21 protein-coding genes and 1 tRNA gene are annotated in these 18,681 nt (G+C 66.6%); 7 read left to right on the top strand and 15 right to left on the bottom strand.

Annotated features, from left to right (window positions below; genetic code table 11):
* Positions 1–2: 2 nt before the first annotated feature.
* Positions 3–485: an FHA domain-containing protein FhaB/FipA gene (locus IEX43_RS09910; RefSeq protein ID WP_104186625.1), complete on the bottom strand. Its 483-nt coding sequence runs from the start codon at positions 483–485 to the stop codon at positions 3–5.
* A complete protein-coding gene (locus IEX43_RS09905) occupies positions 482–1,225 on the bottom strand; it encodes an FhaA domain-containing protein (RefSeq protein WP_188810611.1) in 744 nt (247 codons plus the stop codon). The genes IEX43_RS09910 and IEX43_RS09905 overlap by 4 nt, the downstream gene beginning before the upstream one ends.
* 375 nt (positions 1,226–1,600) lie before the next feature.
* Between IEX43_RS09905 and IEX43_RS09900 the strand changes: the two genes are divergently transcribed.
* Positions 1,601–1,683: transfer RNA gene (locus IEX43_RS09900), tRNA-Leu, on the top strand.
* Positions 1,684–1,878: 195 nt separating this feature from the next.
* Here the strand turns inward: IEX43_RS09900 and IEX43_RS09895 are convergent.
* From IEX43_RS09895 to IEX43_RS09885, 3 genes are all read right to left on the bottom strand, one after another.
* On the bottom strand, positions 1,879–2,577 hold the full coding sequence (locus IEX43_RS09895; protein WP_104186620.1) for a FadR/GntR family transcriptional regulator: 699 nt from the start codon (positions 2,575–2,577) through the stop codon (positions 1,879–1,881).
* Between the two features lie 10 nt (positions 2,578–2,587).
* Positions 2,588–3,715 carry an L-talarate/galactarate dehydratase gene (locus IEX43_RS09890; RefSeq protein WP_188810608.1) on the bottom strand — a complete coding sequence of 376 codons (1,128 nt, stop codon included), beginning with the start codon at positions 3,713–3,715 and terminating at the stop codon, positions 2,588–2,590.
* 123 nt (positions 3,716–3,838) lie between these two features.
* Positions 3,839–4,567, bottom strand: coding sequence for a TetR/AcrR family transcriptional regulator C-terminal domain-containing protein (locus IEX43_RS09885; protein WP_188810984.1), 729 nt, complete (start codon positions 4,565–4,567; stop codon positions 3,839–3,841).
* Positions 4,568–4,676: 109 nt separating this feature from the next.
* Between IEX43_RS09885 and IEX43_RS09880 the strand changes: the two genes are divergently transcribed.
* Together IEX43_RS09880 and IEX43_RS09875 are read left to right on the top strand one after the other, a co-directional pair.
* Complete coding sequence (locus IEX43_RS09880; RefSeq protein ID WP_188810982.1) at positions 4,677–6,065, top strand: flavin monoamine oxidase family protein; 1,389 nt, start codon at positions 4,677–4,679, stop codon at positions 6,063–6,065.
* Between the two features lie 111 nt (positions 6,066–6,176).
* Positions 6,177–6,659, top strand: a complete 483-nt coding sequence (locus IEX43_RS09875; RefSeq protein WP_188810606.1) for a pyridoxamine 5'-phosphate oxidase family protein — start codon at positions 6,177–6,179, stop codon at positions 6,657–6,659.
* A 63-nt stretch (positions 6,660–6,722) separates the two neighbouring features.
* Here the strand turns inward: IEX43_RS09875 and IEX43_RS09870 are convergent, their stop codons facing one another.
* Entirely contained in the window at positions 6,723–7,331 is a 609-nt protein-coding gene (locus IEX43_RS09870) for a DUF6919 domain-containing protein (protein WP_188810604.1), read from the bottom strand.
* Positions 7,332–7,391: 60 nt separating this feature from the next.
* Entirely contained in the window at positions 7,392–7,994 is a 603-nt protein-coding gene (locus IEX43_RS09865; RefSeq protein WP_188810602.1) for a hypothetical protein, read from the bottom strand.
* A 154-nt stretch (positions 7,995–8,148) separates the two neighbouring features.
* Between IEX43_RS09865 and IEX43_RS09860 the strand changes: the two genes are divergently transcribed.
* Positions 8,149–8,529, top strand: a complete 381-nt coding sequence (locus IEX43_RS09860) for a VOC family protein (protein WP_188810600.1) — start codon at positions 8,149–8,151, stop codon at positions 8,527–8,529.
* A gap of 31 nt (positions 8,530–8,560) precedes the next feature.
* Here IEX43_RS09860 and IEX43_RS09855 read toward each other — a convergent pair whose 3' ends face one another.
* On the bottom strand, positions 8,561–8,965 hold the full coding sequence (locus IEX43_RS09855) for a DUF5997 family protein (protein WP_104186612.1): 405 nt from the start codon (positions 8,963–8,965) through the stop codon (positions 8,561–8,563).
* Here IEX43_RS09855 and IEX43_RS09850 point away from each other — a divergent pair.
* Positions 8,964–9,770 (top strand): LysR family substrate-binding domain-containing protein, encoded by an 807-nt coding sequence (locus IEX43_RS09850; protein WP_188810980.1) that lies wholly within the window; start codon positions 8,964–8,966, stop codon positions 9,768–9,770. The genes IEX43_RS09855 and IEX43_RS09850 overlap by 2 nt on opposite strands.
* Before the next feature lie 146 nt (positions 9,771–9,916).
* Here IEX43_RS09850 and IEX43_RS09845 read toward each other — a convergent pair whose 3' ends face one another.
* From IEX43_RS09845 to IEX43_RS09835, 3 genes are read right to left on the bottom strand one after another with little or no spacing between them, the layout of a single operon-like run.
* Positions 9,917–10,579 carry a DUF3618 domain-containing protein gene (locus tag IEX43_RS09845; RefSeq protein ID WP_188810598.1) on the bottom strand — a complete coding sequence of 221 codons (663 nt, stop codon included), beginning with the start codon at positions 10,577–10,579 and terminating at the stop codon, positions 9,917–9,919.
* Positions 10,576–11,007 (bottom strand): phage holin family protein, encoded by a 432-nt coding sequence (locus IEX43_RS09840; protein WP_188810596.1) that lies wholly within the window; start codon positions 11,005–11,007, stop codon positions 10,576–10,578. The genes IEX43_RS09845 and IEX43_RS09840 overlap by 4 nt, the downstream gene beginning before the upstream one ends.
* Complete coding sequence (locus tag IEX43_RS09835) at positions 11,004–11,861, bottom strand: hypothetical protein (RefSeq protein ID WP_188810594.1); 858 nt, start codon at positions 11,859–11,861, stop codon at positions 11,004–11,006. Before IEX43_RS09835 ends, IEX43_RS09840 begins: the two co-directional genes overlap by 4 nt.
* 273 nt (positions 11,862–12,134) lie before the next feature.
* Here IEX43_RS09835 and IEX43_RS09830 point away from each other — a divergent pair, with 273 nt between their 5' ends.
* Positions 12,135–12,665, top strand: a complete 531-nt coding sequence (locus IEX43_RS09830; RefSeq protein WP_188810592.1) for a MarR family winged helix-turn-helix transcriptional regulator — start codon at positions 12,135–12,137, stop codon at positions 12,663–12,665.
* A gap of 75 nt (positions 12,666–12,740) precedes the next feature.
* Here the strand turns inward: IEX43_RS09830 and IEX43_RS09825 are convergent, their stop codons facing one another.
* Positions 12,741–13,076 carry a hypothetical protein gene (locus IEX43_RS09825; protein WP_188810590.1) on the bottom strand — a complete coding sequence of 112 codons (336 nt, stop codon included), beginning with the start codon at positions 13,074–13,076 and terminating at the stop codon, positions 12,741–12,743.
* A 30-nt stretch (positions 13,077–13,106) separates the two neighbouring features.
* Complete coding sequence (locus tag IEX43_RS09820; protein ID WP_188810587.1) at positions 13,107–14,363, bottom strand: D-arabinono-1,4-lactone oxidase; 1,257 nt, start codon at positions 14,361–14,363, stop codon at positions 13,107–13,109.
* 154 nt (positions 14,364–14,517) lie between these two features.
* On the opposite strand from IEX43_RS09820, the gene IEX43_RS09815 reads away from it, so the two are divergent.
* Positions 14,518–15,807 (top strand): glycoside hydrolase family 27 protein, encoded by a 1,290-nt coding sequence (locus IEX43_RS09815; protein WP_229666398.1) that lies wholly within the window; start codon positions 14,518–14,520, stop codon positions 15,805–15,807.
* Here IEX43_RS09815 and IEX43_RS09810 read toward each other — a convergent pair.
* Both IEX43_RS09810 and IEX43_RS09805 read right to left on the bottom strand, forming a co-directional pair.
* Complete coding sequence (locus IEX43_RS09810; RefSeq protein ID WP_188810585.1) at positions 15,804–17,570, bottom strand: amidase; 1,767 nt, start codon at positions 17,568–17,570, stop codon at positions 15,804–15,806. The genes IEX43_RS09815 and IEX43_RS09810 overlap by 4 nt on opposite strands.
* On the bottom strand, positions 17,567–18,667 hold the full coding sequence (locus tag IEX43_RS09805; protein WP_229666397.1) for an agmatine deiminase family protein: 1,101 nt from the start codon (positions 18,665–18,667) through the stop codon (positions 17,567–17,569). The genes IEX43_RS09810 and IEX43_RS09805 overlap by 4 nt, the downstream gene beginning before the upstream one ends.
* Positions 18,668–18,681: the final 14 nt, after the last annotated feature.

Below are 18,681 nucleotides of genomic sequence, written 5' to 3'. Positions count from 1 at the left end.
GGCTATGGCCTCAATTCGATGACCGTCTTGCCGATTCTCACGGGTACCCCTGGCTCAACCGGCAGGGCACGGGTAAGTTGCTGGTCCGCCAGGTACGTTCCGTTCGTTGAGCCGAGATCCTCGATGAACCAGCGGCTGCCCTGGGGGAACAGCCGTGCGTGGCGGCCGGAGGCGTAGTCGTCCTCCAGGACCAGCGTGGCCTCCTGGGCCCGTCCCAGGAGGATGGGGCTGGCGGCAAGCGGAAGGGTGGTTCCCTTCAGCGGTCCCTCGATGACAACCAGCTGGTGGGCCTGCTGCTTCACCGGCTGCGGGGCGGCTTCCGCCAAGCCCGGGTTTTTGCGGACCTCTCGTTGGGTTGGAGCGCCGGACGCCGCCTTGCGCCCCACCATGAGGTCCCGTCGCATCGCTGACACGATGCTGAAAATCAGCACCCAGAGGAGCAGGAGGAAGCCAAAGCGCAGGGCTGTGATGGTCAGGTCGCTCATGCGCGGCCACCAGGGCCGGCAGGCAGTAGGCGGAAGATGATTTTTGTCCGTCCCATAGTGATGGTGGAGCCGTCAGTGAGCTCGGTGCTCCCTGACACCTTCTGCCCGTTGACGTAGCTGCCGTTGGTGGATCCCATATCCACTGCGCTGGTCACGCCGTTGGCCGTACGGATTTCCAGATGGCGGCGGGAAACGCCGGTGTCCTCGACATGGATGTCGGCATCGGAGGACCTGCCCAGCACGATGGACGGCGCGTTGAGGGAGTAGCGCTGCCCGTCGATGTCCAGGACGGGCTGGAGCCGGACCGGCTGGCGGCTGGGAGCTGCCGGCACGTTGGAGCGTGCGGGGGCGCCTGCCGGGGAACCCTGGGTCTTTTCGGTGGTGGAGATGATTTCAAAGTCGCCGGCGCGCAGCTGCGTGTCCCGGCGGAAGGAAATCCGCACCGATCCCTGAAGCGTGTATCCCTGGCTGCGGACGTGGTTGATCACCACATCGCACAGTTCTTCGGCCAGCGGGGTGCCCCATTCCTGGGCCCTCTTGAAGTCGTCTTCACTGAGCTGGACGTCGAAAACGTTGGGTGCCAGTGTGCGGCCGGCCGACACCGTGAGGGCCTTGTGGTCCACCTCGCGGCGCAGCCTGCTGGCGATTTCCACAGGCTCAACCTGTGCGCGGGAGCCGGTGGAGAAGACGCCCCGGACAGCCTTTTCAATGCCGCGTTCAACTTTGTCCAGCAGACCCATGATTCTTCTCCTTTCCCCCCGGCTGCGGGGCAGTTTCCGTTCCGGAACTTCACCCGCCGTGCAGTTCACATCTCAGGAGCGTGCGCGCGTGCGGCAGCCACTCCTACATCCGATACTACTGGGCAGCCCTGTGAATGACCTTAATCAACAACGGCCCGCCGCCTGCAAAAGTTCACTCCGCAGCCGCAGCCGGGCCGGATCCGGCCCCAGTTCCGTCCCGGGGCGGGGGCACGAATTTTCGGGTTCCGCCGGGGCCGGGCAGGCGCATGGGAGCCCAATTGGTAATTTCCGTCCACTGTCCGTTATGCTTGATCTCGCTGCTTTTACAGGGTTGCGGATCCGGGAAACCGGCCGTTGCTGGGTGAAAGAAGTTGCGCGCGAGTGGCGGAACGGCAGACGCGCTGGCTTCAGGTGCCAGTATCCGAAAGGGTGTGGGGGTTCAAATCCCCCCTCGCGCACGCAAACAAGAAGAGCCCCGGTCTTAGGACCGGGGCTCTTCTGCGTTCACTGAGTTTCCGTAAAGCCGGTTTCACTGCTGTTTGGACTTTTCACCCCGGGGTTCCGGGGTGTTATGTCCAGGCCCGGGTGCCGCACAGCCGGGTTCGACGACGGGAGCCGGGTTGGTGCCGCGTGGCGGTGATATTCCCCGGCCGCTAGGGACGCGCCGATGCCTTGAACCGGCGTCGTGAATTCGCCAGGTGGCTGCGCATGGCAGCTGCTGCGGCAGCCTCATCCCCGTCCGCGATGGCCTCCGAGATGGACCGGTGTTCCTGCACCACCTGGTCAAAATGGTCCCGGGCGTAGTGCTCGACGCCGGTCATCAGCCGGGTGCGCGGCATCGCGATCATCGTCTGGCCCAGCGCCGCGAGGCAGTCGGAATAATAGGGGTTGCCGGAAGCGGCGGCTACGGCCCGGTGAAACTCAAAGTCCGACTTCATGGCGTGTGCCGGGTGCCCCGCGCTGGCCGTGAACTCCTCCAGCGCTGCGGTGACGGCCCGCAACTGCCGCTCTGTATGGTTGCGCGCCGCCAGTGCCGCGGCCTCCGCTTCCACCCCCATGCGGAACTCCAGCAGGTGCAGCCGGTCCTCCATGGTGGCCACCGGACGCGCCCCCGGAGCGGGGGAGGGTCCGTCCGACGGCGGGGTGAGGGCAAAGCTGCCCCGTCCCCGTTCGGTTTCCACAAGTCCCTCGGCCTGCAGCCGGGTCAGCGCGGCACGCACCACGGTACGGCTGACGCCAAAGTCGCTGATCAGGGTGTTTTCGCTGGGGAGCTTCTCGCCCGGCTGGATGACGCCGTCGACGATGCGGGTGCGAAGGTCAGCGGCGAGGTCCGCGGTGAGGTTCCGGCTCATGGCAACTAGGTTACGCGCCGAACTCCACTGATTCGGTGGTCCAGGCGCGCGCCTGGTCGCTCAGGGTGATGCCCAGGCCGGGGCGGTCCGGGACGATCATTTTGCCGTTCTTGGTTTCGAGGCGTTCGTTGAACAGCGGATCGAGCCAGTCGAAGTGCTCCACCCAGGGCTCGCGCGGGTAGGCGGCGGCCAGGTGCAGGTGGATTTCCATGGCGAAGTGCGGGGCCAGGCCCAGGCCGCGCTCATCCGCCAGGGCGGCAAGGCGCAGGAACTGGGTAATGCCGCCCACCCGTGGGGCATCCGGCTGGATGATGTCGCAGCTGTTCGCGCTGATGAGGCCCTTGTGTTCGGCCACGGAGGCGAGCATCTCCCCGGTGGCGATGGGAGTATCCAGGACCTGCGCCAGGTGCGCGTGGCCCTCGAAGTCGTAGGCGTCCAGGGGCTCTTCGATCCAGACGAGGTTGAACTGCTCGAGCTGGCGGCCCATCCGCAGGGCGGTGGCACGGTCCCACTGCTGGTTGGCGTCCACCATCAGTGGAACGTCCCAGCCAATGTGCTCGCGGATCCCGGCGACGCGGCGGAGGTCCTCCTTGCTGTCCGGCAGGCCGACCTTGATCTTGATGCCGCCGATGCCCTCCTCAATCGACTGCGTGGCGCGGGCTTTTACTTCCTCGAGGCTGGCGTTGAGGAAGCCGCCGGAGGTGTTGTAGGTCTGCACGGAGTCGCGGTATGAGCCCAGGAACTTGGCCAGGGGCAGTCCGGCCCGCTTGGCTTTGAGGTCGTAGAGGGCAATGTCGATTGCGGCCAGGGCCTGCGTGGCCACCCCGGAGCGGCCCACGGACGCTCCGGCCCACAGGAGCTTGGTGTAGATCTTCGCGATGTCGTTGGGGTCCTCGCCGATGATGCCGCCGGCGACCTCCTTGGCGTGTGCGTACTGCGCCGGACCGCCGGCGCGCTTGGAGTAACTGAAGCCGACGCCGGTGTGCCCCAGTTCCGTGGTGATCTCGGCGAAGAGGAAGACGACCTCGGTCATGGGCTTCTGCCGGCCCGTGAAGACCTTCGCGTCGCTGATGGGAACGGCGAGGGGCAGGCGGGCGGTGGACAGCTTGACGTGCCGGATCAGATCGACGGTACTCACGGGTTCTCCTTCAGGCGGGACCGGGCTCCTTCGCCCGCCCTCTTAGGATATAAGTAGAGTACTTGTATTACAAGTGGTGGCAGGTCCGTCGTGGGGATGTCGCGGCTATACGGGGAGGCTGGACTAACCCCGCTGCTCCCGCAGGGCGCCCAGTCCTGCGATGAGTGCCTCAAGCCCCAGGCTGAACGCGGCGTCTGCGGGTGGCCCGTCCACCTGTCCTTCCGCGCTCCGCACGGCAGCCGTGAAGTGCGGTGTTGCCTCCGCCATGGAGCCCGACTCGAAAATATCGGCCGGCGCCGTGACGTCATAGGCGGAGCCAAAAATGAAGGACTCCAAGGCCACGATGGAGGAGACAATCCGCTCCTGCGGGAATCCGGCGTCGAGGAATCCCTTGCTGACGGTCTCGTACATGGCCAGGGTCTGCGGTGCGTCAGTCACCGGAAGGACGGCGATGACCGGGATGAGCGGCGTGTGCTCGGCGAAGACGTTCCGGTAGCTCCAGGCCCAGCCGCGAACGGCTTCCTCCCACGGTGCCGGGCCGAAGCCGGATACATCCACCAGTGAGGTGAGGTGGTCCTCCACCAGGAGCAGGACGTCCCGCTTGGCTGCCACGTGGTTGTAGAGGGCCGACGGCGCCACGTCCAGTTCCTTGGCCAGTGCGGCCATGGTGAGGCCGTCATATCCCTTGCGGTTGATCAGCTCCAGTGCCGCCGTGGTGATCCCGGCCTTGTCCAGGACGGCGGCTGACGGCCTGCCGGCCCTCCGCCTCTGGGTGCCGGCACTCCCCGCGTTGCGCCCCTGAGTGGCTGATACTGCCGGCATGCCTGCCCTTTCGTCGGTGGTCTCCAGCATTATTCCACCGGGCACTTCCCGTCCATGACAGGAGCAGCTATAGTTCTAATAAATGAATGCCGTTCATTTAGTGGTTCCCGTCACCTGGCAGGACCAAAGAGAGGACATCATGCTGAACCTGAACCGCGACGTCGTTGTCGTTGGAGCCGGGCCGTCCGGACTCACCGCAGCCCGTGAACTGAAGAAGGCCGGCCTGACCGTTGCCGTGCTCGAGGCCAGGGACCGCGTGGGCGGCCGCACCTGGACCGGCACGGTTGACGGCGCCATGCTGGAGATCGGCGGCCAGTGGGTCTCGCCGGACCAGACCGTACTCCTGGAACTCCTGGACGAACTGGGCCTGCAGACGTACGCCCGGTACCGCGAGGGTGAGTCGATGTACATCGGCGCGGACGGGGTCCCCGTGCGCTACACCGGCGATTCGTTCCCCGTGGACCCGGACACGCAGGCCGAGATGGACAAACTGACCGCACTGCTGGACGGGCTTGCAGCGGAAATCGGCGCCACCGAGCCGTGGGCGCACCCGAAGGCGCGCGAGCTGGACACCATCTCCTTCCACCACTGGCTGCGGCAGCACTCGTCCAACGAGGAGGCGTGCAACAACATCGGCCTCTTCATCGCCGGCGGCATGCTCACCAAGCCGGCCCACGCCTTCTCCGCCCTGCAGGCCGTGCTGATGGCGGCGTCGGCGGGGTCCTTTAGCCACCTCACGGATGAAGACTTCATCCTGGACCGGCGTGTGGTGGGCGGAATGCAGCAGGTCTCCCTGCTGCTCGCGCAGGAGGTTGGGGACGACGTCGTCCTTAACTCCCCGGTGCGCACCATCAACTGGGAGTCGGACACCGAAGGCCACCGCGTCAAAGTGGTCTCGGACGGGGCAACCGTCAACGCGCGGTTCGTGATCATGGCCGTGCCGCCCAACCTCTATTCACGCGTCTCCTTCAACCCGCCGCTGCCCCGCCGCCAGCACCAGATGCACCAGCACCAGTCGCTGGGCCTGGTAATCAAGGTCCATGCCGTCTACAGCCGCCCGTTCTGGCGGAACTCCGGCCTGTCCGGCACCTGCTTCGGCGCCGGATCCCTGGTCCAGGAGGTGTACGACAACACAAACTTCGGCGACACCAGAGGCACTTTGGTTGGGTTCGTCTCGGATGAAAAGGCCGACGCCGTTTTCGAGCTGGGTGCCGAAGAGCGCAGGCGTGCCATCCTGGAGTCCATTGCCGGGTTCCTCGGCGCCGAGGCGCTGGAACCGGAGGTCTACTACGAATCGGATTGGGGCTCCGAGGAGTGGACCCGCGGCGCCTACGCCTCAAGTTACGACCTCGGCGGCCTGCACCGCTACGGCAAGGACCAGCATGCCCCGGTGGGGCCCATCTACTGGTCCTCCTCCGACCTGGCCGCTGAAGGCTACCAGCATGTCGACGGAGCCATCCGGATGGGCCGGCACACTGCGGCCCGGATCCTTGAAGTGGCCCGCGTGGCCGTCCCGGCCGGAGCCTGATTCCGGTTTCAGCGCAGGGCGGACAGGCACTTCCGGGCTGGAAAATAAGCATGCTTACCAATAGGCTGGCCCGAGGGGAGTTCCCCCGCATGCAGACGAACGAGGTGAGATATGACTGACACTGAGAGCATCAGCAAGGTTACGGACATCATCAACGGTTCCCACATTGGGATGTTGACCACCATCAACGAAGACGGCGCCCTCGTGAGCCGGCCGCTGGCTGTCCAGGACGTGAAGGACGACGGCGACATGTGGTTCTTCACGGGCCTTGGCACCTCGCAGGTGGCCCATGTCCGGGCGGACCCCCGCGTCAACGTCTCCTTTGGCAAGAACACCGAATGGGTCTCCGTTGCGGGAACGGCGCAGGTTGTCACGGACCGGGAGAAAATCCGCGAAATGTGGAACCAGGCCGTCGAAGCATGGTTCCCGGACGGCCCGGACACCCCTGAGGTGTGCCTGCTCCACATTGACTCGGACTCGGCGGAATACTGGACCAGTCCCGGCGGCACCGCTGCCACGGTGCTCCAGTGGGTCAAGTCCAAGGTCACCAACAGCCGGATGAGCGTCGGCGAGAGCGGCACGGTGGACCTGTAGGGCCTGCCAGCGAATTTGACGGGCGGGGCGGCTGAGGCCGCCCCGCCCTTCTGCTGTGTGCCCTTAACCTGGCTCCACCGTTGAGAGGGCGGCCAGCACCTCCGGCAGCAGCAGGTCGTTCCGGCCCCAGGCGGGGTCGAAGACCTCCACATACCAGGAGTCGGCGAGCAGCAGCGCCAGGGAATCGTTGGTTTCCACCGCCCAGTCGCGGATCTGTTCCTCGTCCACCGGATTCTCGCTGGAGCCCAGGACCGTGGTGACTTCGGTGCCTGCCAGCGTCACCGGGATCGCGGCGCTGCTGGACTCGCCGGGGGCGTGCGCCACAGTGACCAGCTCCGTGCGGGCGGACAGGCCGATCAGGGCCGAGGCGGCGGCCGCGGAGCAAAACCCCGTCACGTATTGCCGCTGCGCCGCCGGACCCGGGCGGAGGCCGGGCTGGGACTCCTTGGTGAAGAGTCCGTTGCGGTTCAGCTCCGCGAGGGAAGACGCAATCGGCCGGGTTTCATCGTCAAAGCCGGGGGCGAAGGTTCCGGGCTGGTACTGGCTTTCGCCTTCCAGCCAGCGGGCAGTCAGTTCTCCGGCCGCAGCCAGGGTAGTGGCCTGCCGCCAGGCACCGCGGTCCTCCAGCCGCCGGCCGAACTGGTCATGGGTTGGCAACTCCTGGGGATCCATCATTGGATGCTATCGCCGCAGGGTTCCCCGTTCCACGAAATGCGACACAGCGGGTAACGTCTACGCCTGTTCCGCCGGGACGCCCGCTGCCTTCTCGGCAGCGGCAAGGGTGGCACCCAGGCTGGTGACGGCGTCGGGATATCCCCGGTGGGGCGCACCGCGCAGCTCGTCAGCCTGCCGCATGGCCTTGATAAGGGCCGAGGTTTCGGGGGTCCGGACATCCGTCAGCGCCGGATAGTCAATCGAGCAGGCCGGATCCAGCTCATACCGCCTCCACCTGGCGATCAGCTCGTCGTGCCGGGCCTGCGCCGCAAGGTGCGCGGACTCGAGCGCGCGGTAGTCGTCGCGCGCCGTGCGCCGCGCAAGATACTTCGGCGTCCCCCGGTAGGCGGCCACGCCGGCGGCAATGCCGGCTCCGCCCAGGAACAGGCCCGTCCACGGCGAGATCATGGTGGGGATCAGCAGGGCGGGAACGGCAACGGCTGCCCCAAGGAACAGGTCCCAAAACAGCTGGTCCGAACGTTCAGTTGGCCCGTTTCCGCCGGCCAGGGCGCGGCGCCGGACCACGAAGACGGTGACCGCAACACTGGCCACCAGCACCGGGCCGCACAGCAGCAGGGCCCAGGCCCCCTGGACCAGTCCCTCGAAGAATCCTTCCCCCATGGCGGACACCTGACTTCCAGCGCGTGCCCGGGCCGCGGAATCCCGGGCTGGTAATTCCATTCCACCCCGTTCTTGAAGGCCGGTCAATGGTCCGGACGGCCGGGGCCGGAACGGGCATCTTTCCGGAGGGCTGAACGCCACGTACCGTGGGTCCATGAGACTCAAAATGTGCAGCATCCACGTCAAGGACCCCGCCGCCGCCCACGCCTTCTACACAGGAACCCTGGGCTTCGAGACCCTGATGGCCATGCCAGAGCACAACCTGTACATCATCAAGGACCCCGGCTCGGACGCCGGTTCAGTGGGACTGCTGCTGGAACCCAGCGACAATCCGATCGGCGCCGCCTACATGAACGCCGTGCACGACGCCGGCCTCCCGGCTATCGTCTTCGGCGTGCCGGACGTGCGGGCGGAGTATGAGCGGCTGCTGGCCGCGGGGGTCACCTTCAAGGGCGAGCCGGCCGAGGACCCCTCCGGGATCAGCGCCGTGTTCGACGACGGCTGCGGCAACTTCATCCAGCTGCACCAGGACTGAGGGTCCCGGGACAGCTGCGGTGCGAGCGGGCCTACTCGGCCTTGGCGCGGGCCTTCTTGGCGTCCTTCTTCGCGGATTCTTCCTTGACCCGCTGGGCCTCGGCCCGGACGGCGGCATGCGTGGCCCGCTCGGTGACCAGCCACTGCGGGGGAGCCTGCAGCAGCGCGGTGATCTCCGCCGTCGTCAGCGCGTCCTCAACGCCGCCGCGTGCCAGGCCGCTGATGGACACGTTCAGCTTCTGCGCCACCACCGGGCGGGGGTGCGGGCCGTTGCGGCGGAGCTCGGCAAGCCACTCCGGCGGGTTGGCCTGCAGTTCGGCGAACTCGGCGCGGGTGATGGTCGAATCCTGGAACTCCTGCGGTGTTGCGGGCAGATAGATGCCAAGTTTCTTGGCAACAGTGGCCGGCTTCATGGACTGGGAGTTCGCAGAGGTCATGCTTCAAGGGTATCCGGGCGGACGGTACTGTGAAGACGTGCCCTCCCACGACATCCCCCAGACAACCGGTCCCGGTGACCAGGACCAGCCGGCCGGGCAGGCGGAAGACACCGCCCCCCGCCTGCTCCGCATTGCCTATGTGGCCGGGGTAACCCCGGGCAAATGGATCCGGCGGTGGGAAGAGCGGATGCCGGACGTTCCGCTGCAGGCGTTTATGTCCGACGACGGCGCGCAGGTTGAGGTGCTCCGCGAGGGTTCAGCCGACCTCAGCTTCGTCCGGCTCCCCGTGGAGCGCGAAGGCCTCAGCGTCATTCCGCTGTACGAGGAGCAGCCGGTGGTGGTGGCGCCCAAGGGACATGAGATTTCCGTGTTCGAGGAGGTGGCCCTGGCCGACCTCGAACAGGAATCCTTCCTCGACGTGGCTGCGCTCGGAGGCCCGGAGCCCGCGCTGCAGGTGGTGGCCACGGGCGCCGGGCTGGCCATCCTCCCCATGTCCGTTGCCCGGCACTTCAACGTCAAGGACACGGTGGCGCGGCGGCTCACCGGTGCTCCGGCCACGGAAATCGCCGTGGCGTGGGCCTCGGATTCAACTGATGAAGTGATCGAGGAGTTCATCGGGATCGTCCGCGGACGGACTGCCCAAAGCTCCCGCCAGCCTTCGGCCCAGCCGGTGAAAACCAAGAAAGAGCCCAAACCGGACCGTCGGGGTACCGGAGCCAAGAAGGCGCCCAAGGTGGCCCAGCGGTACGCGCCGAACCCGGACAAGGGGCGGGGCAAGGGCTCGCGGAAGAAGGGCAAGCGGTAACCTGTTTGGCCCCCAGATGCTTAGTGCCGGATGCTTAGCGAAGGCGAAGGCCGGGGCCTGCGGTACAAGCAGGATTAACAGCTAACGGCAACAGGCCGGCTCCAAGGGGAGCCGGCCTGTTGTTGTCTAAATATTCCTAGATAGTCCTAGGTGTTTTTGACGTTGCCTGCGGCGTCGGTGGTGCGGTCTTTGACGTCGGTGGCGGCGTGTTGGCCTTCGGCTTTGACGTTTTGGGCGGCGTCGGTGGCGGTGGCCTTGACGTTTTCCATGGCTTCCTGGGCGGGTTCCTTGAGGTCCTGGACCATGTCCTTGGCGGCGTCGGTGACCTGGGTGGCCAGGGGCTGGGCGGCGGTTTTGAGCTGGTCCGCGGCTTCCCGTTCCTTTTGGCTGGCCGGGATCAGGGAGGAGATCAGCATGCCGGCGCCGAACGCGATCAGGCCCGCGGCCAGGGGGTTGCCCTGGGTTTTGGCTTTGACCTGGTCCGGTGCGTTGGAGATCGCTGTTCCGGCGTGGCCGAGTTTGGCTGCGGCGGTGTCTTTGGCCCCGTGCAGGGTGTCTCCGGTGGAGTGCAGTGCGTTGCCGGTGTGTCCGGCGCCGGTGTGCACGGTGTCCTGGACACGGGTAGTGGTGTGGTCTGCTGCGCCCATGATTTTCTCCTTGACCCCGCTCACGGCGTCTTTTACCTTGTCGGTTTGGCGGTTCACGATGTTGGACGGGGTGACTTTGTCGGCCACGGCGTCGACGTTGGTGCCCAGGCGTGCGCGGGTGGCTTCTATGTCTGAACGGATTGCGTCCGGGTTATCGCTCATCGGTTTACCTCACCTGGTTTTAGGGTTGGGGGTATTTCGGACAGGGTTTCCCCGGTCTGGGGCAGGCCTTTGATCTGTTTGAGTTCCTTGCGGCCGATCGAGGCCAGGACCGCGGCGATGATGCCCCAGATCACGGCGACGATCAGGGCGGCCCAGCCCAGTGGCATCAGGGCGCCCAGGGCGAACATCAGGCCCAGGGACAGGAAGATCAGGACGAAGTGTCCTGCCACGCCTGCCCCGGCGAGCATGCCCGCGCCCTTGCCCGCCTTGGTGGCGGACTGTTTGGCCTCGGCCTTGGCCAGCTCGACTTCCTGGCGCATGAGCGTGGACAGGTCACGGGTCACGTCCCCGAGCAGCTCACCCAGCGAGGCGTTATCCGCCTTCTGGTGCGCCTCACTCGGAGCGGGTTCTGGAATGGAACTACTCACAGCTGACGTCCTTCCGATGAGCGGTAACCGCCGTCGGTGCTGCGGTAGGAGCCGTCCTCGTCCCGGTAGGGGTCATCCTCGAACCGGAGGGGAGTGTCCTCAGCCGTGCCGGAGGGCAGGGAAGTGGTGGATACCGGAGCGCCGGCGCCTACAACAGGCTCGCTGTAGAGGTCGTCATTTCCGGCTGCATACACGGTCTCCTGGCGGAGGGGTGCAACCGGCTGGGGCTGCACGGACCGCTGCGACGGCGAACCATATGCGGCGCCGCGGGAATCCGGCGCGCCTGCGGTCAGCCCGCGGGTGAGCCTGCCGGCCAGGACGCCGGCGCCCGCTGCAAGCAGGAGGAAGGTGCCGGGGTTGTTGCGGGCAAACCTCTGGACTTCGCCGAGAATGTCGCCCGGCTGCTTGTTCTCCAGCCAGGAGGCCACGGTGTCCGTGGTGCCGGCGGCCTGGCGGATCAGGTCGCTGGCCATGCCCTGCTGATCCGGCGCATCGGCCATGCTGTGCAGCTGGCTGGAGATGGTGCGGATGCCTTCGGCGGCCTTCTGCTGCTGGGTTCCAGCCTGGCTTGTCAGGCCCGACTTTGCCTGGTGCAGCAGATCCTGCGCACTGGACTTCGCCTCGGACGCCACATGCGCGGCTTCTTCCTTGGCGGTCTGTGCAACGTTTTGGGCTGACGTTGCGGCCTGGCCGGCAACGTTCGACGCCTCTTCCTTTGCCGCCTGGCTCTTGGAGGTGCCGGCAGAACCCTGAACGGGGGCGGTGCCAAAGTTTTCATCGGCTCCTGCTGCGTTCACACCGTAAGGATCGGTGGTTGCAGTGCCGGGGGTCTGGGGCCATTGGTTCTCTGTCATCGGGCTCTCTTTCCTGAAGGGTCAGCTGGCGATCAAGAACCAGCAATGCTGGCTAGTAGTAAGCATGGTTACTAATTAGATACTAAGCACACTTTCCTTTTGAAGCGCAAGAGGGCCGCCTAATAAAGGCTCTCAGGAACGGCTCTGGGCCTGGGCGGATAGTAAGCCTACTTGCGAATTGGATGCTAAGCATGCTTATTGTAGAGAACGTAGCGACGCAACATGAGGTGATCACGCCCTGCACTTCGCCACCCACAGGAAGGCCACGGCCCGATGACCAGCAATCTCGATCCAGATGCCCGCACCAGCTACCGCTTAATTTCTGTGGCGGCTAGGCTGGTGCAGCGGCGCCAGGACGACGCCCTGGCGCACTTGGGCCTGACCCGCGCGGCTGTGATAGCACTTGAAGGCCTGGCCGGCGGGCCCTTGAACCAGGAACAGCTTGCCGAAACCATACGGGTCCAGAGCCAGACTCTGGGACGGGTCCTGCTGCGGCTGGAGGGCGCCGGGTACATCACCAGGACGCGCCAGTCCACCGACCGCCGGCAATTCAAGGTGGAACTTACGGAATCAGGGGAAGCCATCCTTGAGGCTGCCCGCCGGGAAGAAACCAATGCCTACCCTGATGATCCGAACATCGGCTGGAAGGTCCTTAGCGAGGAGCTCGCAAAGTTCGTGAACGCGCTGCCGGCAAGCCGGAGCCAAGAGGTGCTCCCGTTCGCTCCGCCTGAGCACCGCACTTCGAGGCGCCCCCATGGCGCACGCGGCACCGGCCTTCGCGGCATGGACCAGTCCGGCCACTAAGGCGGACGGGCACGGCCGTTCAAGCCGGCGCCTCAACCTGCGCTAAGGCGGTAGCCGCCGGACTATGCCGGGCGGCTAGGCCGCGCAGGCATCCTTAAGTGCCTGGACGGACTCTGCCGGCACCTCGTCTCCGGCTTCCGCAATCTGGCCCAACGGCGTCGTAATTTCAGCCGGGACCCCGGCAGTGGATGCTGCAGAGACGAGCCCCGCCAGCAGCTGCTTGTCCTCGACGCTGACCAGCCCGTCCTGGACCACGGCGCAGATCTGGCGGTTCACTTCGGCGGCGCCGGCCGTTGCCACCTTCGAGGCGGCGTCGCTGACGGCATTGCCTGCGGCCTCCTCAACGGCACCACAGCCGGCAAGGAGCAGGAGCAGGGGTGCGGCGGACAGGACTGCGAGGCGGCGGTTCATACGCCCAGCCTATCGGGCGGACATAAGGTGCTACCGCGCGCTGGCCGCCGGCACCCCCAGGATGCTGTCCAGCAGCCCGTTCCGGAACTTGCCATCCGGATCGTGCGCCGATGCCAGTGAACGGAAGTCGGCGAAGCGCGGGTACAGCGATTCCCAGTCGTGCTCTTCCGGGGAGAAGAGCTTGCCCCAGTGCGGACGGGCGCCGAAGGGCCTCAGCAGATCCTCGAGTTCCGGCAGGACCGCCTCCACTTCGGGCTGCAGCGGCCTCCACGTGAAGTGCAGGGCAACGCTCCGCTGCCGGTAGAAAGGGCTGAGCCAGAACTCGTCCGCGGCACCGGTCCGGATCTCCGAGACAAACAGCAGTGGCGCGAGCTTGTCCGCGAGTCCGCGGACTGCCTCAATGGCGGCCGGGGCATGCTCCAGCGGAAGGATGAACTCGCTTTGCAGCTCCTCACCGTTGCTCGGCGTGAACTCGTGGCGGAAGTGGGGAAGGCGGTCCAGCCACTGGCCGGGTTCGTCCAACTGCACGGTGCAATTTTCCGCGGACATGTCCGGCAGCGGGTGCCGCGGGCTCACGGCCGCAGTGGCACCGAACAGCCCGTCCAGGGGCGGCTCCGAGTCCAGCGCCTTGAGCCAGACCTGGCTGATGGAATCCCCGGCATAGTCCGTGAAAAGGCTGACGCTGTAGGCGCTGGACACGAGTTCGCGGAAGCTGCCCAGTGCCTGGTCCCACGGCAGGTTCTCCAAAACGCGCTGGCGCATCCGGAAGCTCGGCTGGACGGCGAGTTCCAGGCCGGTCACAATCCCCAGGGCCCCGAGCCCCACCACGCTGGCCCGGAATTCGTCGCGATCGGCACGGGTGAGGGAAACCTGTTCGCCGGAGGGCCGCACCAGGTCGATGGACTGGACTGCTCCGGCCAGGGACTGGTTGTTGACGCCTGAGCCGTGCGTTCCGGTCTGGACTGCGCCCGCCACGGAGATGTGCGGGAGTGACGCGAGATTGTGAATAGCGGCGCCGGACTGCTCCAGGGCGCGGCACAGTTCCCCGTAGCTGACGCCGCCGCTGACCCGCACCGTTGTATGGTCCGGGGAGAGTTCGATCCGCTGGGGCAGCGCATCCAGGAGAACATGCACGCCGTCCGTGTCGCCCACCCGGTTGAACGAGTGCCGCGATCCCAAGGCCTTGACCCGCCCGGCACCGGCCACGATTCCGGCAAGTTCGTCCACCGAGGCTGGCCGCCGGACCTCCGCGGAGGCGTATTCAAGGTTCCCTGCCCAGTTCTTCATCGAGTCGGCTTTCCGGTTGGAGGTGCAATTGGCTCCCTCAACTGTCAGCGCTAACAATCCCACTGTCAAGGCGCGTTCACGCTGCCGCCAGCGGCGGGCCACGGAGCGCTGCAACACACTGGCACTTGTCTTTCTATCGTTGTAAATTTGCCGGATGACACGTGCGCGCACCCCTCCGATGGGATGGAACAGCTGGGACTGTTACGGCACCTCCGTGACCGAGGACGAGGTCATGGCCAATGCCTCCTTCATGGCCGGGCATCTGCTGCCTTTCGGGTGGGACACCGTGGTGGTGGACATCCAGTGGTACGAACCCGCGGCCCGGGCCGGAGGCTACAACAACGGCGCAGAACTGGAACTGGACGGGTACGGCCGGCAGCTTCCGGCGACCAACAGGTTCCCGTCAGCCGCCGGCGGGCTCGGTTTCAAACCGCTCGCCGACCGGATCCACGGCCTGGGCCTCAACTTCGGCCTTCACATTATGCGCGGCATCCCCCGCCAGGCGGTCCGGGATGCCCTCCCCGTTGAAGGGACGGACGCCACCGCAAACCAGGTGGCTGACACGTCCTCCGTCTGCGCCTGGAACACGGACAATTACGGCCTGGACCACAGCCACCCCGGCGCCCAGGCCTACTACGATTCCCAGCTGCGGCTCTTCGCTTCCTGGGGCGTGGACTTCATCAAAGCCGATGACATGCTGGGCCCCTACTTCGCCGGGGAGATCGCGGCCTACCGCCGCGCGATAGACCGCAGCGGCAGGGACATGGTCCTCAGCCTGTCGCCGGGCAGGGCCCTGTCCCTGGCACACCTCGACCACCTGCGCACGAACGCAGACATGTGGCGGGTTTCGGACGATCTCTGGGACAGCTGGGAGGACGTCGAGGCCCAGTTTGGCCGGATGGCACGGTGGGCTCCCCACCAAGGGCCCGGAAGCTGGGCCGACGCGGACATGCTCCCAGTGGGACGGATCGCGCTGCGTGCCGAGCGGGGAAATGCGCGGCTCACGCGCCTGACGCCCGATGAACAACGGACCATGCTGTCACTCTGGTGCATCGCCCGTTCCCCGCTCATGCTCGGCTGCGACCTTCCCTCCTCACCCCCGGAAACCCTCGGACTGCTGACCAACCGGGACGTCCTTGACGTACTCACGGCGAGCCGCAACAACCGCGAACTGCTGCGGGACGGGCACCTCGTGCTGTGGGCGGCGGAAAGTACGACGTCGGAGGACAGGTTCGTGGCGGTCTTCAACACCGGGACGGCCGGCGTGGCCCGGACACTGCCGCTCGCTGACCTTGGCCTCCCGGGTCCGGCGAGCTGGACAGCCCGGGAGGCGTGGAGCGGCACCTGGGCCGGGCTCACCGAGCTTTACGGTGCCCCGGCCCTGGCGGTGGATCCCCCCGCCCATGGCGTGCGGTTCTACCGGTTCTCCCGCAACCTGGATTAGCTCCCGCCGCACTGTGGGCCGGTGCGCGGCGGTGGGACCCTGCGCCTGCCGGTGGCTTCAAACGCGGCCGCGACCCGCAGCAGGGCGGTGTCGCTGTATGCCCTGCCGGCGAAGGTCAGGCCCACGGGCATGGCGATGTCCGCTGCAAGTCCCATGGGTACCGTCACCGTAGGGATGCCAAGATGCCTGGGAACCAGGTTTCCGTTGGACACCCAGACGCCGTTGCGCCACGCCAGGTCAGCCGAGCGCCCGTTGCGGTCCGCGTCGGCGGGGGCGATGTCGGCAGCTGCCGGGAACACCACGGCGTCGAGGCGCAGGCCGTCCATCCACTGCTCCAGGTCAACCCGGCGTGTTTCCTCCAGCCCGCGCAGTCCCTCGGCCAGGTGCGGTATCGCGGCCAGTTCGGGCACGCCGTTCTCCCGTATCCACGCGGGGTAGTCGCTGATGTCGTCGTCGAACCCGTGGTACCGGTCCGGGAGTGAGCCGTCCGGGTCGGGGAAGATTGCCGCGCCGTTAACGTCGGCCAGCCGGCAGAGATCCGGGTCCCCGTTGGCGTCCAGGAAGTCGTTCCAGGCCCAGGCGGAGAGGTCAACGATTTCCTTGCGAAGGTACTCGGGGGACACCAGGCCCCTGGTCGAGATGTTGGGCGCTCCGGGGCGGTCGCCTTCGTAGTTGGACACCACGGGGAAGTCCACCTCAATGACGTGGGCTCCCGCGGCCTCGAGGTCGCGCCGCGCAGCCTCCCAGAGCTCGATGATCGAAGCCCTGGTCTTGATCCGCTGGCCCGTAGGCCCGCCAATCCCCGGGGTAGGGGCTGTGCCGGCTTCAGGGTCCGCGTTGATGTACATCCGCGGGACCCCAAAGCGTTTGCCGGCCAGGACGCTTTCAGCCGCAGCCCGGTCCGGTGCCGCCAGCTCCACGTAGGAACCAGGGCGCACCTCGGATGCCTTGGGCAGCCCGACCCATGGCTGCATCCGCCAGAAGTCGCCCCGGGTCTCCGCGTCATCAGCCACCACAACATCCAGGACCTCCAGGAGGTCCGCCATGGTGCGGGCATGCGGCACCACCACGTCCATGGTGGGCACCAGCGGCCAGTTGCCGCGGACCGAGATCACGCCCCGGGACGGGGTATAGGCACAGAGCGCGTTGTTCGACGCCGGCGCCCGGCCGGAGGACCAGGTCTCCTCCGCGAGCCCGAAGGCGGCGAAGCTGGCCGCGGTGGCCGTTCCTGAACCATTCGAGGATCCCGAGGCAAAGGCCGCGGTGAGGTAACCGGCGTTGTATGGGCTTTCGGCACGGCCATATACGCCGCGCTGCATACCTCCATTGGCCATCGGTGGCATATTGGATAGTCCAATAAGGACGGCCCCGCCGGCACGCAGCCGCTCGATGGTGAACGCGTCCTCCTTTGCCACCAGGTCCTTGAAGGCCGGCGATCCGGCGGCGACGGTCAGGCCGCGCACCTTATAACTGTCCTTAGCTGTATAGGGGATACCGTCCAGCGGTCCGAGCGTGGCCCCCCGGGCCCGGCGCTCGTCAGACCCCCTCGCTTCGGCCAGGGCGTCCGGGTTCATCACCACCAGTGCGTTCAGGTGTATGCCGGAAGAGTCATACTTCTCAATCCGCTGCAGGTAGTGGCGCACCAGGTCCTCGCTGGTGACCTCTCCCGCCTCCAGCGCCATACGGAGTTCGCTGATGGACGCCTCGACGACGTCGAAGCTGCCATGGGTGGCCGGCGTGCCGGCTGTTCGGGCGAGCTTCATTCCGAGCCTCTTTGGGCTGCCGGCGCCGGCTGCTGTTGCGTGATGCAGTGGATGCCGCCGCCGAAGGCGAAGACGTCGCGGGCATCCACCAGCTCCACAGTCCGGCCAGGGTAGGCCTGTTCCAGGATGCCGGCGGCGATGACGTCATTGGGGTCATCGAAAGCGCACAGGACCACTGCGCTGTTCGCCACGTAGTGGTTGATGTAGGACCAGTCCACAAACCCTTCGCCGTCCTCGAGGACGGTGGGGGCGGGAACATCGATGACGCGCAGCGGACGGCCCTTGGCATCCACTTCTCCGGCGAGGACCGCAGAAAGCTCCCGGTACACCTCATAATCCGGGTGGGCTGGGTTGTCCTGGCGGTGGAGGAGGACGGTTCCGGGGCCGGCGAAGGCCGCCACGATGTCCACGTGGCCGCGCGTGCCAAACTCGCCGTAGTCGCGGGTGAGGCCACGCGGGAGCCAGATGGCCTTGCTGGTGCCCAGGGCTGCGTGGATTTCGGCCTCGACAGATTCTTTGGTGACTCCGGGGTTGCGTGCCGGATCCAGCTGGACCGTCTCCGTCAGCAGCACCGTTCCCTCGCCGTCCACATGGAATCCGCCGCCCTCATTGACCAGCGGACTGGACGTGGCTGGAACTCCGGCCTTCCCGGCCACCGCGCGGGCCACGTCTGCGTCCTTGTCCCAGGCGGCCCACCCTTGCGCGCCCCACCCGTTGAAGACCCAGTCGACGGCGGCCAGCGAGCCATCCGGACGGTGGACGAAGGTGGGTCCGCTGTCCCGGATCCACGCGTCGTCGAGCGGAACTTCAGCCACGGTGATGCCCCCGCCAAGCCATCCCCGTGCGGCGGTGGCGTCACGGGGGTCTGACACGACGGTCACGGGCTCGTGGCGGGCAATGGTGCGGGCAACTGTGGACCAGACGGCACGGGCGCGGTCCAGCGAAGGGCTTCCCAGGGGGCCAAAGGTTTCGTTGGGCGGCGGAAAAGCCATCCAGGTGCGGTGGTGGAGTTCCCATTCGGCAGGCATGTGGGTGGCCGCGTCGTCGGTGGCAACGGCACCCGGAGAGGGTTGCGGGGCATAATAAATGAATGACATTCATTTATTATGGA

The organism is Pseudarthrobacter polychromogenes (assembly GCF_014644495.1).
GTDB classification, from domain to species: Bacteria; Actinomycetota; Actinomycetes; order Actinomycetales; family Micrococcaceae; genus Arthrobacter; species Arthrobacter polychromogenes.
The sequence above is the reverse complement of the archived record's forward strand: the minus strand, read 5'-3'. Positions and strand labels throughout refer to the sequence as shown.